The sequence below is a fragment of the Amorphus coralli DSM 19760 genome (genome assembly GCF_000374525.1).
Classification (GTDB): Bacteria; Pseudomonadota; Alphaproteobacteria; order Rhizobiales; family Amorphaceae; genus Amorphus; species Amorphus coralli.
Map to the genome: position 1 here is coordinate 441,132 of NZ_KB894572.1, position 13,740 is coordinate 454,871.

General features: G+C 68.0%; 13 protein-coding genes. 4 read left to right on the forward strand and 9 right to left on the reverse strand.

Annotated elements, in window-relative coordinates:
• Positions 1-29 precede the first annotated feature (29 nt).
• Positions 30-1,559 (reverse strand): FAD-binding oxidoreductase, encoded by a 1,530-nt coding sequence (locus tag C507_RS0109960; protein ID WP_018699547.1) that lies wholly within the window; start codon positions 1,557-1,559, stop codon positions 30-32.
• Positions 1,556-2,476, reverse strand: a complete 921-nt coding sequence (locus tag C507_RS20955; RefSeq protein ID WP_018699548.1) for an alpha/beta hydrolase — start codon at positions 2,474-2,476, stop codon at positions 1,556-1,558. Before C507_RS20955 ends, C507_RS0109960 begins: the two co-directional genes overlap by 4 nt.
• A gap of 134 nt (positions 2,477-2,610) precedes the next feature.
• On the opposite strand from C507_RS20955, the gene C507_RS0109970 reads away from it, so the two are divergent.
• From C507_RS0109970 to C507_RS22370, 3 genes are all read left to right on the forward strand, one after another.
• On the forward strand, positions 2,611-3,519 hold the full coding sequence (locus C507_RS0109970; RefSeq protein WP_018699549.1) for a LysR family transcriptional regulator: 909 nt from the start codon (positions 2,611-2,613) through the stop codon (positions 3,517-3,519).
• Between the two features lie 107 nt (positions 3,520-3,626).
• Positions 3,627-3,842: a hypothetical protein gene (locus tag C507_RS0109975; RefSeq protein WP_018699550.1), complete on the forward strand. Its 216-nt coding sequence runs from the start codon at positions 3,627-3,629 to the stop codon at positions 3,840-3,842.
• A gap of 189 nt (positions 3,843-4,031) precedes the next feature.
• A complete protein-coding gene (locus C507_RS22370; protein ID WP_018699551.1) occupies positions 4,032-4,457 on the forward strand; it encodes a response regulator in 426 nt (141 codons plus the stop codon).
• A 76-nt stretch (positions 4,458-4,533) separates the two neighbouring features.
• Here C507_RS22370 and C507_RS0109985 read toward each other — a convergent pair whose 3' ends face one another.
• The 7 genes from C507_RS0109985 to C507_RS0110015 all read right to left on the reverse strand — a co-directional run bounded on the left by C507_RS0109985 (position 4,534) and on the right by C507_RS0110015 (position 12,994).
• Positions 4,534-6,861 (reverse strand): DUF3604 domain-containing protein, encoded by a 2,328-nt coding sequence (locus C507_RS0109985; RefSeq protein ID WP_018699552.1) that lies wholly within the window; start codon positions 6,859-6,861, stop codon positions 4,534-4,536.
• Between the two features lie 61 nt (positions 6,862-6,922).
• Complete coding sequence (locus C507_RS0109990) at positions 6,923-8,194, reverse strand: TRAP transporter large permease (protein WP_018699553.1); 1,272 nt, start codon at positions 8,192-8,194, stop codon at positions 6,923-6,925.
• A 43-nt stretch (positions 8,195-8,237) separates the two neighbouring features.
• Positions 8,238-8,738 carry a TRAP transporter small permease gene (locus tag C507_RS20965; protein ID WP_051089739.1) on the reverse strand — a complete coding sequence of 167 codons (501 nt, stop codon included), beginning with the start codon at positions 8,736-8,738 and terminating at the stop codon, positions 8,238-8,240.
• Positions 8,739-8,787: 49 nt separating this feature from the next.
• On the reverse strand, positions 8,788-9,411 hold the full coding sequence (locus C507_RS0110000) for an MSMEG_1061 family FMN-dependent PPOX-type flavoprotein (RefSeq protein ID WP_018699555.1): 624 nt from the start codon (positions 9,409-9,411) through the stop codon (positions 8,788-8,790).
• 171 nt (positions 9,412-9,582) lie between these two features.
• Complete coding sequence (locus C507_RS0110005; protein ID WP_018699556.1) at positions 9,583-10,617, reverse strand: TRAP transporter substrate-binding protein; 1,035 nt, start codon at positions 10,615-10,617, stop codon at positions 9,583-9,585.
• Positions 10,618-10,751: 134 nt separating this feature from the next.
• Positions 10,752-11,537 carry a GntR family transcriptional regulator gene (locus tag C507_RS0110010; protein ID WP_018699557.1) on the reverse strand — a complete coding sequence of 262 codons (786 nt, stop codon included), beginning with the start codon at positions 11,535-11,537 and terminating at the stop codon, positions 10,752-10,754.
• 254 nt (positions 11,538-11,791) lie between these two features.
• The gene (locus C507_RS0110015; protein ID WP_018699558.1) at positions 11,792-12,994 is read right to left on the reverse strand and encodes a GGDEF domain-containing protein; all 1,203 of its coding nucleotides are present in this window, start codon (positions 12,992-12,994) and stop codon (positions 11,792-11,794) included.
• A gap of 242 nt (positions 12,995-13,236) precedes the next feature.
• Between C507_RS0110015 and C507_RS20970 the strand changes: the two genes are divergently transcribed.
• Positions 13,237-13,737 carry an NUDIX hydrolase gene (locus C507_RS20970; RefSeq protein WP_040400876.1) on the forward strand — a complete coding sequence of 167 codons (501 nt, stop codon included), beginning with the start codon at positions 13,237-13,239 and terminating at the stop codon, positions 13,735-13,737.
• Positions 13,738-13,740 lie beyond the last annotated feature (3 nt).

Below are 13,740 nucleotides of genomic sequence, written 5' to 3' on the forward strand. Positions count from 1 at the left end.
CTCTGGTCTGGCTTGTCGTGGTTCTTGTGTCAGACGCCGTATCGGCCGGGCGCGATGATCCCGTCGGGATCGAGCACGGCCTTCAGGCGGCGCAGGACCGACGGCACGACTTCCCGACGGTCCATTTCTTCCTGCTGAAAATCGAGGGACGTCCGCGACACCGGCAGCCCGACCGCGCCGTGCGCATTCGACAGGGCCCGGTAGCATGCGGAAACCCGCGCGCACTCTTCCGGGTCGCTCCGGTCGAAGATGATGAGATGCAGTGCCCGGGCGCCGCGCGGCCCGCAGCCGAAGGCGGCCAGATAGTCGAGCCCGTGCTCCGCCAGGATCGCCCGGGAGCGCGCCTGCATGGCGGTCGCGTCGGCGCCGCGCATCGGGCAGGTGGTCAGGTACCAGGTGGCCCCGCGGCCCTTGCCGCCGGCCCGGTCGCGCCATTTCAGGAGCCCGAGCTCGTGGCTGGTGGGCACGCCGGAGAAGAAGTCGACCTGGGCCTTCAGCATCGGCCGTTCGATGGCTTCCTCGTGCGGGATGTAGCGGGCCCTGCCGCCTGCCTCCATGAGGGCGCGGATGCGGTCGATGCGGGCGTTGACGTCGGCCTCGCTCGCCCCGTAGATGGCCGCCCCGACCATCCAGGCGCCGATGCCGTGCCTCTCCTGGAGCGCATTGCGGGCCTCGTCGGAGATCGGCGTGCGGCCGCCCATGGCGTCGAACGGATAGCTCTCCTCGGTCCCGGCCACGTAGAGATCCGACGTCACCTTCACCGGCATCGCCACCTGGCCGCTCTGACGCAGCGGCCGGACCTTCTCGAAGATCTCGCCGAGATCGCCGTCGTCGGGGAAGGCGAAGAAGAAGGAGCGGATGACCGGCGGCCGCTTCTGCAGCCAGAGGCCGGCGCGGGTGACGACGCCGAGGTTCGACTGGGCGAACAGGCCGTCGACCACCGGCCCGTAGCCATAGCGCGACAGGTGCCAGGTGGCCGCACCCGGATAGGAGCCGTCGCCGGTGCGCATCACCTCGCCGGTGCCGAGCACGATCTCCATGCCGCACAGCGAGCCGAACTGGTCGAAGGACGGCGTGTGGCCGGCGCCCTTGTCGAGCGCGTTGCCGAGAAGACTGCCGGTCGGCGGACCGGAGGTGGTGGAGATCATCAGGTCCGAGCCGCGGCGCTGCAGCTCGTCGTAGAGCCCCTGGAACGTCACCCCCGGCTCGATCTCGACGAAGCCCAGCGTCTCGTCGATCTCCAGAACCCGGTTCATCCGCCGGCCCATGTCGACCACCACCTGGCCGGCATGGATCGGCGCGCGCTCGCCGAGCGCGATGTTCTCGCCGGCGCTGACGGGCCAAAGCGCGATCCGGTGGGTGCGGGCGAGATCGACAAGCGCCACCACGTCCTCGGTGGAGGCCGGGCAGACCACCGCCAGCGGCCCCCGCGGCCCGCCGGGCAGCCGGCTGGTGCCGTAGCGCTCCAGCGTGGCCGCATCGGTGTCGAGCGCGGCGTCGCCGAGGCCGCTGCGCACAGCGCCGAGAAAGGCATCGGATCCGTGTGCGCCAACGGTCATTGTGCGGCACTCCGCCTGAAATCGGATGAATTTGGGGCCGGGGTCCGGTCGCCGCCGGCACCGGTGAGCGCATCCACCACCGCCTGATGGACCGGGTTAGAGGGCACAGCCATGGCACCCACGATCTCGAAATGGTTGAGGCCGTGGACAAGGCCGCCGCCCGCCAGCCGGCCGGCCCTGGCCAGGGCGGCGGCGAACGCCTCGCCCTGGCGGATGAACTCCGGCGTCTCCTTCTCGCCCCACAGCACCCAGACGGGGCAGCCGATGCGTTCCGCCTGCAGGGGCGGGCTCAGCCGGTCGGCCTCCTCCGGCGTGAGATTGATGTACTCGCGGCGTGCGCTCAGAAGCACCGGCTCCAAATCGTAGCCGCCGCTGACGCAGACCAGCGCCTTGATCACGTCGGCCGGCAGCCCGTGCGCGGGCCAGTCGAGGGTTGCCAGCACCGCCGCCAGGTGGGCGCCGGACGAATGGCCCGACAGCAGGATCCGGTCGGGGTCGCCGCCGAAGTGCGCCGCGTTGACGTGCACCCAGCCGACCATCCGGGCGAGCTGGTCGATCATGTCGGGCATGCGGACGTGGGGAAGAAGGTCGAAGTCGGGGACGACGAAGTGCATCCCCGCCGCCGTCATGGCTGGCGCCAGGATCGCTCCGTCGTCCTTGGACTGGGCGCGCCACGCTCCGCCGTGAATGTGGATGTGGATGGGCGCGGGCGTCGTCTGTGCGGGGTAGAGGTCGAGGACCTCCGTCGGCCGCCCACCATAGGCGTGCTCGGCATAGCCGGTGACCGAGGCGCGGGCCGGCGCCACGGCGTCCCGCCACTCGGCGAGCACGGCGCCGGCGTTCGGTGCCCAGGCGCGCTGGTCGTAGAGATGGTCCAGCTCGTCCTGGGTATAGTTCAGGAAGACGGTTTCGCGCACCTGCTCCTGCCCCTCTCCGCCGCTCGACCCGAGAATTCCCCTCCCTCAGGATCGAACGGTCCATGGTCAAAGGCTAGACCACCGTGCGCAGGTGCAGCCATTGCATTTCGAGGCCTTTGTTATAACAATCCTGCATGGGCCTGAACCATCGCGAGCTTGCTGTCTTCTTGGGCATTCTGCGCCACGGCAGCATCAATTCCGCCGCCCAGACGCTGGGCATGACGCAGCCGGCGCTGAGCCGGTCGCTGAAACGGCTGGAAGCGCGGCTTGGCGTCCCGCTGTTCGTCCGCCACTCCCAGGGAATGGAGCCGACCCGCTTCGGCGAAGTGCTGCGCGCCTACGCCGAACAGCACGAATTCGAAACCGAGCGGGTGGTCGAGGAGATCCGGCTCCTCGCCGGCGCGGCCACCGGTCTAGTGCGCATCGGCGTGGTGCCGAGCGCCGCCGCCAGCCTGCTGCCGCGGGCGCTGGGGCGGGCACTCGCCGTCTCGCCGGGCATTCAGGTGCGGGTGGTGGAGGGGCTGGGCGAGCAGATGATTGCGTCAGTGACGCGCGGCGAGGTTGACTTCGCCGTGGTCGGCCAGCCGGCCGATTTTGCCGACACCTCGGTGCTCGTCACGCCGCTCGGCGAGGAGGAGGTCTGTGCCGCCGCCCGCAGCGGCCACCCGCTGTTCGCGCGGTCCGGGCTTACCGTCGCTGATCTCGCCGCCTACCCGTGGATCCTGCCGGAAAAGGGCAACGTCAACCGCCACGGCTACCGGGCGATGTTCCAGAGCGCCGGGCTCGAGCCGCCGAAGGAGACGATGGCCAGCAACTCCGCCCAGGCGCTCAAGGCGGTGGTGCTGTCCGGCGACTACCTGACCATGCTCACCCGCTCGCTGTTCGCCATGGAGGAGGCGCAGGGGCTGATCCGTCCGCTGCCGCTGGAGGCGGCGAGATGGCGCCGTCGGCTCGCCATCGTGCGTCGCCCCTCCGGCCAGATGCTTCCGGCGACCCGGCTGCTGCTGCGCGAGCTGATCGCCGACGCGGAGCTGTCGACCTGACCTGGGGAATCCCGGAAACGTGTCGCATGTCGCAGCCGTCTTTCCGGCCCTATATCCGTGACCGACGGGACAGCAGGTCCCGGCCCGCAACCCGAACGGACACGCTCATGCTGCGCCTCGCCTACGCCATTCCCGTCTTCGGCTGGCTCCTCAGGGATGCCGTGACCGGCCCGCCGTCCGCGCGGGCCTGGTTCGTCGCCAACCTGGCGATGATCTGGCTCTTCGCGATCGTGCTGTTCGGCTACCCGGCCTTCTTCTGGCCGGTCCTGGTGGCTGCCGGCGCCATGCTGGCCGGACTGATCGGTCTGACCGCTGCGCGCTGATGACCGGGGTCGGTTCACGCACACGGCTGAGGCAGGTGGGGTTGCCCGTCAACGCGTCGTCGGGTAGGCAGAAAACCGCACTGCGTACCGCTGTCCGTCCTCAACCGTTCCATGCATGTCTGCTGGTAAGTTTCGGCCGGTGGAACGGAATCTCCCGTGGGGCGTTCTCACATCATTAGGGAGCATGGTATGCGCGTTCTCATTGTGGAAGACGAGTGGCTGGTCGCCGAGGATCTCGAGTTCGAGATCCAGGATGCCGGTCATGAAGTCACCGGTATTGCCCGGACCATGGCGGAGGCCGTGTCCGAGGCCGAAGCCGTTCGCCCGGATGTTGCCGTGATGGACATTCGTCTTGCCGGCGGTGACAGTGGCGTCGATGTCGCCCGAAAGCTGAAGTCCGAGTTCGACGTCCGCTGCATCTTTGCCAGCGGCACCCTGTCCGACCAGGTCGAGGCGATCCGCGAGTTCGATCCGGAGCCGCTGGCGCTGCTCAGCAAGCCGGTGCACAAGCGCGACCTCATCAAGGCCCTCGACCGGGCCGAGTCGTCGCTGTCGAACGACAATGCCCAGGCCGTCGTGCCGGGCAACGCCGCCGCCAAGCCGCAGACCGACTAGGTCGGCCGGTCGGCCGATCGGTGCGGCGGCCGGTGGCGGCCGGCCGCGCTCGTGTCGGCGCGCTACCCCTTTCCGATCAGCGATAGACGTAGACGGGGCTCGTCCAGGCACGGGTGCCGTCTTCCTGCGTGACGCGGATATAGACCGCGTTGTCGCCGTCCGCCTTCAGCGGGATCGACCGTTTGAAGGTCAGGCTCTTGTGCGCATTGTCGTCCGGAAGACGGAAGATCCGCACGAAGCGCGGCAAGTCGCCTGACGCGTCGTAGAGCGTGTCTTCCAGCCCGATGTCCGCCACGGCGATGCGCGCGGAGACAAGCGGGGTCGACAGCGCCAACGTGCCTGCCGTACCGTCGGCCAGCCAGGCGTCGAAGCCGCCATAGTTGCCGGTGGTCAGCGCCTTCCAGCACAGTCCGTCGTCGCCTTTGCGCTCCAGCGTCTTGTCGGGGTTGAGAAAATTCACCGGCTGCGCCGCGGTGATGCGATTGCCTTCGAAGGTGGCGTCGCCGTCCCAGATGACCTCCCGGAAGCGGCCGCGATACTCAGCCCCCTCCCAGAGCACCCGTACCCGGGCGCCCAGATCGGCCTCGCCATAGGGGCGGATGGTGTCCACCAGGTCCCGCCCGTTGAAGATGTCGACGCGCTCGATGGGGGAGTTGGAGGCCACCGAGACGGACAGCGCCATGTCGCCCTCGGGCAAGTGGACGATGTCGCCCATCAGCGCCTCGGTCGCGGCGCGTCCTTCGGTGCCGGGGAAGAGCGCCGGATCGTCATGATAGAGCGTGCCGGTGGCCGAGAAGCCGGCCGTCAGGTCGATGATGGTGCGCCCGCCGGGGCCGCCCGTCGTGCCATAGTGGTGGCGCTTGCGCAGCGCATCCAGGAGCGCCAGGCGGGACAGGTCCTCCATCAGGTAGCAGGAGAGACCACCAATGGCGCCGAACTTGCCGGCGCCGGGATAGCTGGCGCCCGGACGGCCCTTGTGGCCGTCGGAGTTGGTGACGACGCCGACCCGGTAGCCCAGGTCGAGGGCGTCGTGCAGCAGCCACTCGAAGGTCCCCCACGAGGAATGCACCTCCACCGACCGCTCGAAGCGGCCGTCGTGGGCGTAGCCGATGTCGGCGTAGCGGCCGCCGCAATGGGCGAAGCAAACCACGTCGTCCTCGCCCTCCCGGGCGAACGCCTCGAACAGCTCGCGTGCGGTGGTGCAGTCGGTCCCGTCGGTGTCGCCGCCCTCGATCAGGGCGTGCGAGGAGCGTCGGATGACGCGGTTCTCGTTGGGGAAGTAGACGTTGCGGTCGCCGCCCAGCGACGTGTTGCCCGACCATTCATAGCCGGGCAGGGCGACGAACCGGCCCGGCTCGTCGAACGCTTCCGTGAGACGGTTGAGCTCGCCCCAGAAGGCGTCGGTGATCTGGAAGTCGTTGCCCTGGTGGCCGCACGCGTCGACGAAGGCCCGGTCGCGGGCGAACGCGAAGTAGCCCTCGGCGCTTCCCGTGCCGATGGTCTCCTCCGACTGGCCGTGCAGGTCGCCCCAGAAATGGACGAGCGGCGTGTCCTCGACGATCAGCGGGTTGGTCTCGAAGACGACCGCGCCGGCTGCGTCACGCAGGATGATCGAGGTGGTGCCGGGCTCCGGCATGGAAAGCCCCGGGATCTCCAGCGCGAAGGCTCCGGGGGTGAGGCTCACCGTCTCCGGCAGGCCCTCGATGGGGCCGGTGGCCTCCAGGCGGAAGGTTTCTAAACATTGATCGGACGGATTGCCCCAGCGATCCTCGCCCTTGATCTTCAGCGCGAACGTTTCGCCCGGCCGCCGCCGCGTCGGGATGACGGCGACGAAGCGCTCCGGCTTGCCCGGCACGATGGCGATGGTCGGCTGAACCGGCAGCGGCTGGAAATTGAAGGTGGCGATCGGATCGGCGAGCACGCGGAACTCGAACGTGTCCTCGCAGAAGGTCTGCAGCCGCATGCCCGGTCCGCCGTGATCGGTGACGCCGAAGCGGATCGTGATGGTCTCGCCTTCCTTCAGGTAGCCGCGCACCACCTTGATCCACAGCGTGCGGTCCCAGGGGCGGACGTTCGCCTTAGGGTCCCAGCGCACCTGCAGCACGGCGCCGTTGGAGGCATCCACGGTGCAGTAGTTGGCGCCCTCGGGATCGTCGAACTGGGGGGTGCTCTGATCGGAGGCGAAGCGGAAGCAGATCCTGAGGCTGCCGGAATCGTCCACGCCGAAGACGCCGGCGGTGTAGGTCAGCGTGAAGGAGGCGTAAGAGCCCGCCTCGAAACGGCCGGTGGGGCTGATCTCGGCATGGCCGAGCTGGTCGCTGCGAATGGCGTGACGGATCACGCCGCTGTCCATGTCTTCCCAGGGGCGGTCGCTCTCACGGGTCGCCGGGCGGCTTTCGGTCATGGGGTCAAATCCTCGAAGGGCGTACTGGACAAACGGATGGTCGCGCGCGGCGCGCGGCCATCTAGGAGAAGAGCCGCACCAGGAAGGTGGAGATCGGCGGCACGAACGTGATCAGCAGCAGGTCGATCAGGAGCACCAGGATGTAGGGCCAGATGGCGACCACGATCCGCTCGATGGAGACCTTGGTGATGGCGGACGCGATGAACAGGTCGACGCCCAGGGGCGGCGTCACGGTGCCGATCGACAGGTTCACCGCGACGATGATGCCGAACAGGACGGGATCGACCCCGAAGGCCATCGCCGCCGGGTAGAGGATCGAGGTGAAGATCACGATCGCGGCGGCCGCGTTCATCAGGCAGCCGACGAACAGCAGGAACACGTTGACGAACAGCAGGTAGACGATCTGGCTGCCGGCGGCGCCGGCGAGGTAGGTCGAGATCGACTGCGGGATCTGGTTGATGGTGATCAGCCAGGCGAACAGGCCCGCGGCGTTCATGATGAACATCACCACCGCCGAGGAAACCACCGCCCGGCCGAAGGCGCGGTAGAGACCTTCCATGGTGAACTCGCGGAACAGAATGCCCACCACGAGGCCGTAGAAGACGGCCACCACGGCTGCTTCCGTCGGCGTGAACACGCCGCCATAGATGCCGGAGAGGATGATGACCGGCATCAGCAGCGGCCGGATCGCCGCCTTGAAGGTGCGCCAGATCTCGCCGCCGCCCTTGAAGGGCTCCGTCTCGACATTCTCCTTGCGGGCGAGGACCCAGTTGAGGATCAGCAGGCTGACGCAGATCAGCACGCCCGGTCCGATGCCGGCGAGGAACAGGTCGGCGATGGAAACGCCGGTGACCACGCCGTAGAGGATCAGGAGCACCGAGGGCGGGATGATCATGCCGGTCACGCCGGCAGCCGCGATGGTGGCGGCGGTATAGGAGGGCCGGTAGCCCTTTTCCGCCATCGGCTCGTTCATCACGCCGCCGATGGCCGCCACCGTGGCGGCATTGGAGCCCGACAGCGCGGCGAAGAAGGACGAGCTGAGCACCGCCACGGCGCCGAGACCGCCGCGGAAATGGCCAACCAGCGCGCCGGCGAAATTCACCAGCCGGCGCGACATGCCGCCGGTGGACATGATCTCGCCCGCCAGGATGAAGAACGGGATCGCCAGCAGCGGGAACGAGTTGTTCGTCGCCACCATGCGCTGGACGATGATTTCCAGGCTGATGCCGCTGAGGAGCAGGCCGACAAGGCTGGAAAGGCCGAGCGCAACGGCGATCGGCGCGCGGATGCTCATCAGGCCGATCAGGACCAGGAAGATCACGGTGGTCGTCATGGGCGGGCGATCCGGGTGGGGGCGGTTGCGGGAAGCGGCATGGTCAGTTGCCCAGCGTGCTGAGCTTGTCGGCAGGGGCGGAGCGCTGCCAGGCGAGGATTTCCAGCGTGTAGACGAGCAGGAAGACGCCGCTGACCGGCACCGCCGCGTAGACCCAGGCCATGGATACTTCCAGCGCCGGCGAGATCTGCGGGCCGACGCGCTCGGTGAGCTCGATGCCCTTGACGATCAGCACCGCGAAGAAGGCGGCGCTGGCCAGCGAGGCGAGCATCACCGCGCCGCGCTTCAGCGGTGCCGGCAGATACTCCACCAGCACGCCGATGGCGGCATGGGAGTTGCGCCTCAGCGCGATCGCCGCGCCCAGGAAGACCAGCCAGATGAAGAGGTAGCGGATCAGTTCGTCGGGAAAGGCCAGCGAGCTCTCCACCACGAAGCGGAAGAACACCGTGGCGATGCCGAGGGCGACCATCACCGCGAACATCGCGATGCAGATCGCCATCAGCGCCGTTTCGCTGAGATCGAGACACTTGCGGACCATGCTCATGGACGCACCTTGCGGGGGATGGGTCGGCCCGAATGGGCGGGACTAGGGGTCATTGTGGGCTGGCTCCGTCGCCGGTGTCGCCTTTGCGGGCTTCGTCCGGCGTGTTGGCGCGGATCTGGTCGGTGACGACTTCCACCAGCGAGGGGAAGGTGGAGCGGTCGGGATAGGTCGCCGCGTCCCAGATGCCGGAGCGCTTCAGCGACTTGGAGCAGTGGAAGTAGACCTCGCGCACGGTGATGCGCAGCACGGCCGCGGCCGGCTTGCCGCGGTCGGCGAAGCTGGCGCGCAGGTCCTCGTCGCGCACGATCTCGGCGGTGCCGTTGACGCGCAGCGTCTCCTCGAAGCCCGGCACGAAGAAGATCGTGCCGACGCCGGGCGAGGCGAGGATGTTGGTCAGGGTATCGAGCCGGTTGTTGCCCGGCAGGTCGGGCAGAAGCAGCGTGCTGTCGTCGGCGACGCGCACGAATCCGGGCGAGCCGCCGCGCGGCGAGACGTCGACGCCACCGGCTCCGTCGGCTGAGGCCAGCACGATGAAGGGTGACATCGCAATCCAGCGGCGGCAGTAGTCGTCCAGGCGCGGAATGCATTTCTGGCGGACGAAGTCGTGCGGCTCGGCGTAAGCCTCGCGGAGCTGGTCGACGGTCTCGATAATGGTGTCGGTCGGCGGTGTCATGGTGGCCTTGTCCTGGTCGATGAAGGGTCGGTTCGCGTCACCATCGGTCCGGACGCTGTCCGGGGGAAGCCGGATCTCGCTCCGGTCGCGGCCGATGGGCGGGCGGGCCCTTCGCCAGGGATCGCCGCCGGGGGGTGGGTCCCGGCGGCAACGCTTGCGGTGTGGCGCGGCTTACTGCGCGCTGACGGCGCTCTCGATCAGCTCGTCGCCGAGCTTCTCGCGATACTCCGTCCAGACCGGCTCCATGGCGTCCTGGAAGGCCTTGCTCTGCTCGGGCGTCAGCCGGGTCACGGTCATGCCGTTGGCTTCCATCTCCGCGAGGTACTCGCCTTCCTGGTCGTTGAGGGCCTGGCGCTCCCACTCCTGGGTCTCCAGCGCGGTCTCGGCGAACAGCTCCTTCACCTCGTCCGGCAGATCCTTCCACATGCCCTCGTTGGTCAGGAACATGATGCCGGCCCACTGGTGGTTGGACAGGGTGATGTTGTTCTGGACCTTGTCGAAGCCGAAGGCCTTCACGTTGCCGACCGGGTTGTCCTGGCCGTCCACGGTGCCCTGCTGCAGGCCGGTGAAGACCTCCGACAGCGCCATCGGCGTCGGGTTGGCGCCCAGCGCCTTGAAGGTGGCGACGTTCAGCGGGTTGTTCACCACGCGGAACTTGACGCCCTTCATGTCGTCCGGCGTCTCGATCTTCTTGTCGCGGGTGGTGATGGTGCGGAAGCCGCTCTCGTACATGCCGAGGGTGCGGATGCCGATCTTCTCCAGCATGTCCTCGTACAGCTCCTGGCCCACCGGGCCGTCGGCGACGGCGTAGGCGTGTTCCTTGTCGCGGAACAGGAACGGCAGGTAGAAGATGTCCAGCGGCGGGTAGAAGCTGGCCACGTTGGTGGTCGGCACCAGGGCGAAGTCAACCGCGCCGATCTGCATGGCTTCCACCAGGTCGCGCGACGAGCCGATGGTGGAGTTCGGGTAGACGGCGATCTCGATGTTGCCGCCCGACTTCTCGGCAATGATGTCGGCGAACTTCTGGGCGCCCTTCGCGAGCGGATGGTTCTCGTTGTAGGGATGCCCGAACTTCAGGTCCATCTCGGGCATGTCCTGGGCGAACGCGGCCGGCACGGCGGCGGAGGCGATCAGGACGGCGGTGGCGAGAATGCCGGCCTTCAGGCCCAGCGTCCGCGCGGTCTTCAGGGAAGGTCCGAATGTCATCGTCTTGTCTCCTGACTCTGGAGTGAAATCCCCGGTGTTCCGGAGACCGTCTCGTCCGGCGGGCTCGGTTGTGCCCGCTCTCGTTATCGGGCGGCCACGGGCGTCCGGGGACGGCCGAGGCGCGCCGATGGTGGTCAGCGCCTGCCGGCACCCTCTCCGAGGGGGGCGGCGCCCATTTCCAGGACCCGGTCGCTGGGCGGCACGAAGACGCGCTGCCAGGTGATCGGGGTGTCGCGATAGGTCATGCCGCAGATCGTCCAGACGATGCCGGAGCAGCCGGCCGGCTGGCCGATGAGCCGCGTCACGCGCGGAGGCAGCGTCTGGCAGACGATGGTCTGGCGGATGTTGAGGGTCGGGGCATTGAAGCGCTCCGCCAGCATGTCGCGGATCGACACGCCGTCGAGCGTCGTGGTCTTCATCGTGGCGAGCTCGGCGAAGCGGTGCTCCGGCAGGTAGATCTCGCTGAAGACTTCGAATTCCTTGTTCACCGAGACCAGCCGCCGGATCCGAACGAAGCTGTCGGTCGGGTCCTGCAGGAAGTCCTTCCAAGGACCGGTGTCCCGGGTGATCTCGATGTCGAGAATGTTGAAATAGACCGGCAGCAGCTCCGTGCCGCCGTCCGCGGTGAAGCGGAAATGGCGCAGCTGGCGCTCCTGGGCGCGGGCGCCGGACACGAAGGTGCCGCGGCCGTGGTGGCGCTCCACGACGCCCATTTCCACCAGATTGCGCAGCGCCCGCTGGACGGTGCCCAGGCTGCTGGCCGTCTCGGTCGCGAGCTGTTCTTCGGACGGGAGCTGCTCGCCGGGGCGCCAGCGGCCGGACTCGATGGCGTTCAGAAGCTGCTCGGCGATCCGCCGGTGCTTGGACGTCCGCGCGCGCCGGGGCGCTGCCGTGCTGTCCGTTCCGCCCGCTTCGCTCACCCGCGCCGTGCCCCTCTCGTCACAGTCCTCTCATGGACCTGTCACAAAAAACGTATTTGGGTCGGGATTAGGCGTCAACTCCTATAGAGGACATTGTCTAGAATCGACGCATACCGCTTAAATCGGATGCAGGACGAGGCTGTCCTTCGCCACGAACTGATTGCGCGGCAGGCACCTGTCGGGCACCCGGGTGTTCCTGTGTCCTGAGAGTGGGAGGCAGGCAGGCGGGCCGGGATCCGTCCCGGTCGGTGGGGCTAGCCGCCGTGCCCACCGGGCGTGGCTGGCCGGGGCTCGCCATTGGCGTCGGGCACGCCCTGTGCCCGCTCGAGGGCGACCCGCGTGTTCACCGCGCGCACGGCGTCGGTGAGTTCCGCGCCGGCAACGGACACGCGGTTGCGGCCCTTGCGCTTGGAATCGTAAAGCGCGGAATCCGCCGCGGACATGACTTCGTCGGGCGACAACGGAAAGTCGTCGCTGGAACTGACGCCGACGCTCACGGTGTACGGGATCCGCCGGTCGTCGAGGATGCAGTCGGTTTCCTCGATCTTCTTGCGGATCCGCTCCGCCAGCATGGTGGCGGCCTCCGGCTCCGTGTGGGTCAGGAGCACGGCGAACTCCTCGCCGCCGACCCGGGCGGGCAGGTCGGAAATCCGGCAGGACTGGCTCAGGATCTCGCCGAGGTGGGCGATCACGGCGTCACCAACCTGGTGCCCGTACCGGTCGTTCACCGCCTTGAAGCGATCGATGTCGAGCATCAGCACGCTGTAGGGAACCTTGTAGCGGGTGTGGCGCTGCCATTCCTCCGCCAGCCGTGCGTAGAAGGCGCGGCGGTTGGGCAACCTCGACAGCTCGTCCGTCACAGCCAGCTGTTCGATGCGCCGCTCCGCGGCGACGCGCTCGTCTTCCTGCATCATGATCGTGCCGAGCAGGTAGACGCCGATCATCTGCGCCGCGCTCAGCGGGGCGCCGCTGATGGTGAAGAAGTGGACCACGTACTCCCAGGGCAGGAGAAAGATGGTGAAGACAGACGGCACAGGCATCAGCAATGCGAAGATCGCCAGTGACTTGTGCGTCATCGGCGCTCGGTGCGGCCGCAGCACTCTATAGGCAATCGAACTCAGGGCAGCGATGCTGGCGATCCAGGCCACGCCGGCCGCCACGCCGATTCCGCCAAGATAGACGCGGACGGCCGAGGCGATGGCGGCTGCAATCAGCGCACCCGCCGGGCCGCCGAACCCGCCCGCCAGCATGATCATCGAGCCGCGGGTGTCCAGGATGACCCCGTTGCCGAGATCGATCGGCTTCAGCATCGCGACCACGGCGCCGAGTCCGCACAGGAGGCCGACGAGAAGCGCGTGCGGAATCTGCGGCAGGCGGCGCGGCGCGATGGTGTACACGACGGCGACGAATGCCAGCAATCCGACATTCTCGAACAGGATTAGGCTGACCTCGAGCACCGGTCGCTCCTCGCACACCTGGCTGTCGCCGCTGGGTCTTGCCGCCGGCGTGTTTGTTCATCTGTGCCGGCGGGAGATGCACTCGTGGCGCCCCCCTTTCGCCAACGCGATAGGGTCGCACGCTCTGATCGGAATCGCGCGCGATTGCGAGCACACAGTGCAGAACCGAGCTTGCGCCAATCTTGCCTGTGTCGGTCAGGTTGGCATTGTGTTGGTGTCGCCGGCGCGGTGAGTATAGGCGCATGACGACGAGTGCAGGAATCTTGCTTTACCGGTTCGACCGGGACGCGGTCCGGGTGCTGCTGGTCCATCCTGGTGGCCCGTACTGGCGCCGGAAGGATCGGGGCGCCTGGTCCATCCCCAAGGGCGAGGTGAACGACGGCGAGAGCCACGAAGCTGCCGCCCGCCGGGAGTTCTTCGAGGAGCTTGGCGTACCGGCGGTTGGCGATCTCGATGCCCTTGGCGAAGTTCGCCAGCGCGCCGGCAAGCGCGTCGTGGCCTTCGCGCTGGAGGGGGACGTCGACGTCGCGGCCGTGCGCAGCATCGAGTTCGAGATGGAGTGGCCGCCGCGCAGCGGTCGATTGCAGACCTTTCCGGAGGTGGATCGGGCCGGCTGGTTCACCATGGACGAGGCCCGGCCGAAGCTGATCCCGGCCCAGGTGGCATTCGTCGATCGCCTGGCCGAGCAGCTGGCTGAGCGGGCCCGCCCGAACCGTCTGGCCAAGGGCGGGGGAGGCGGCTAGAAA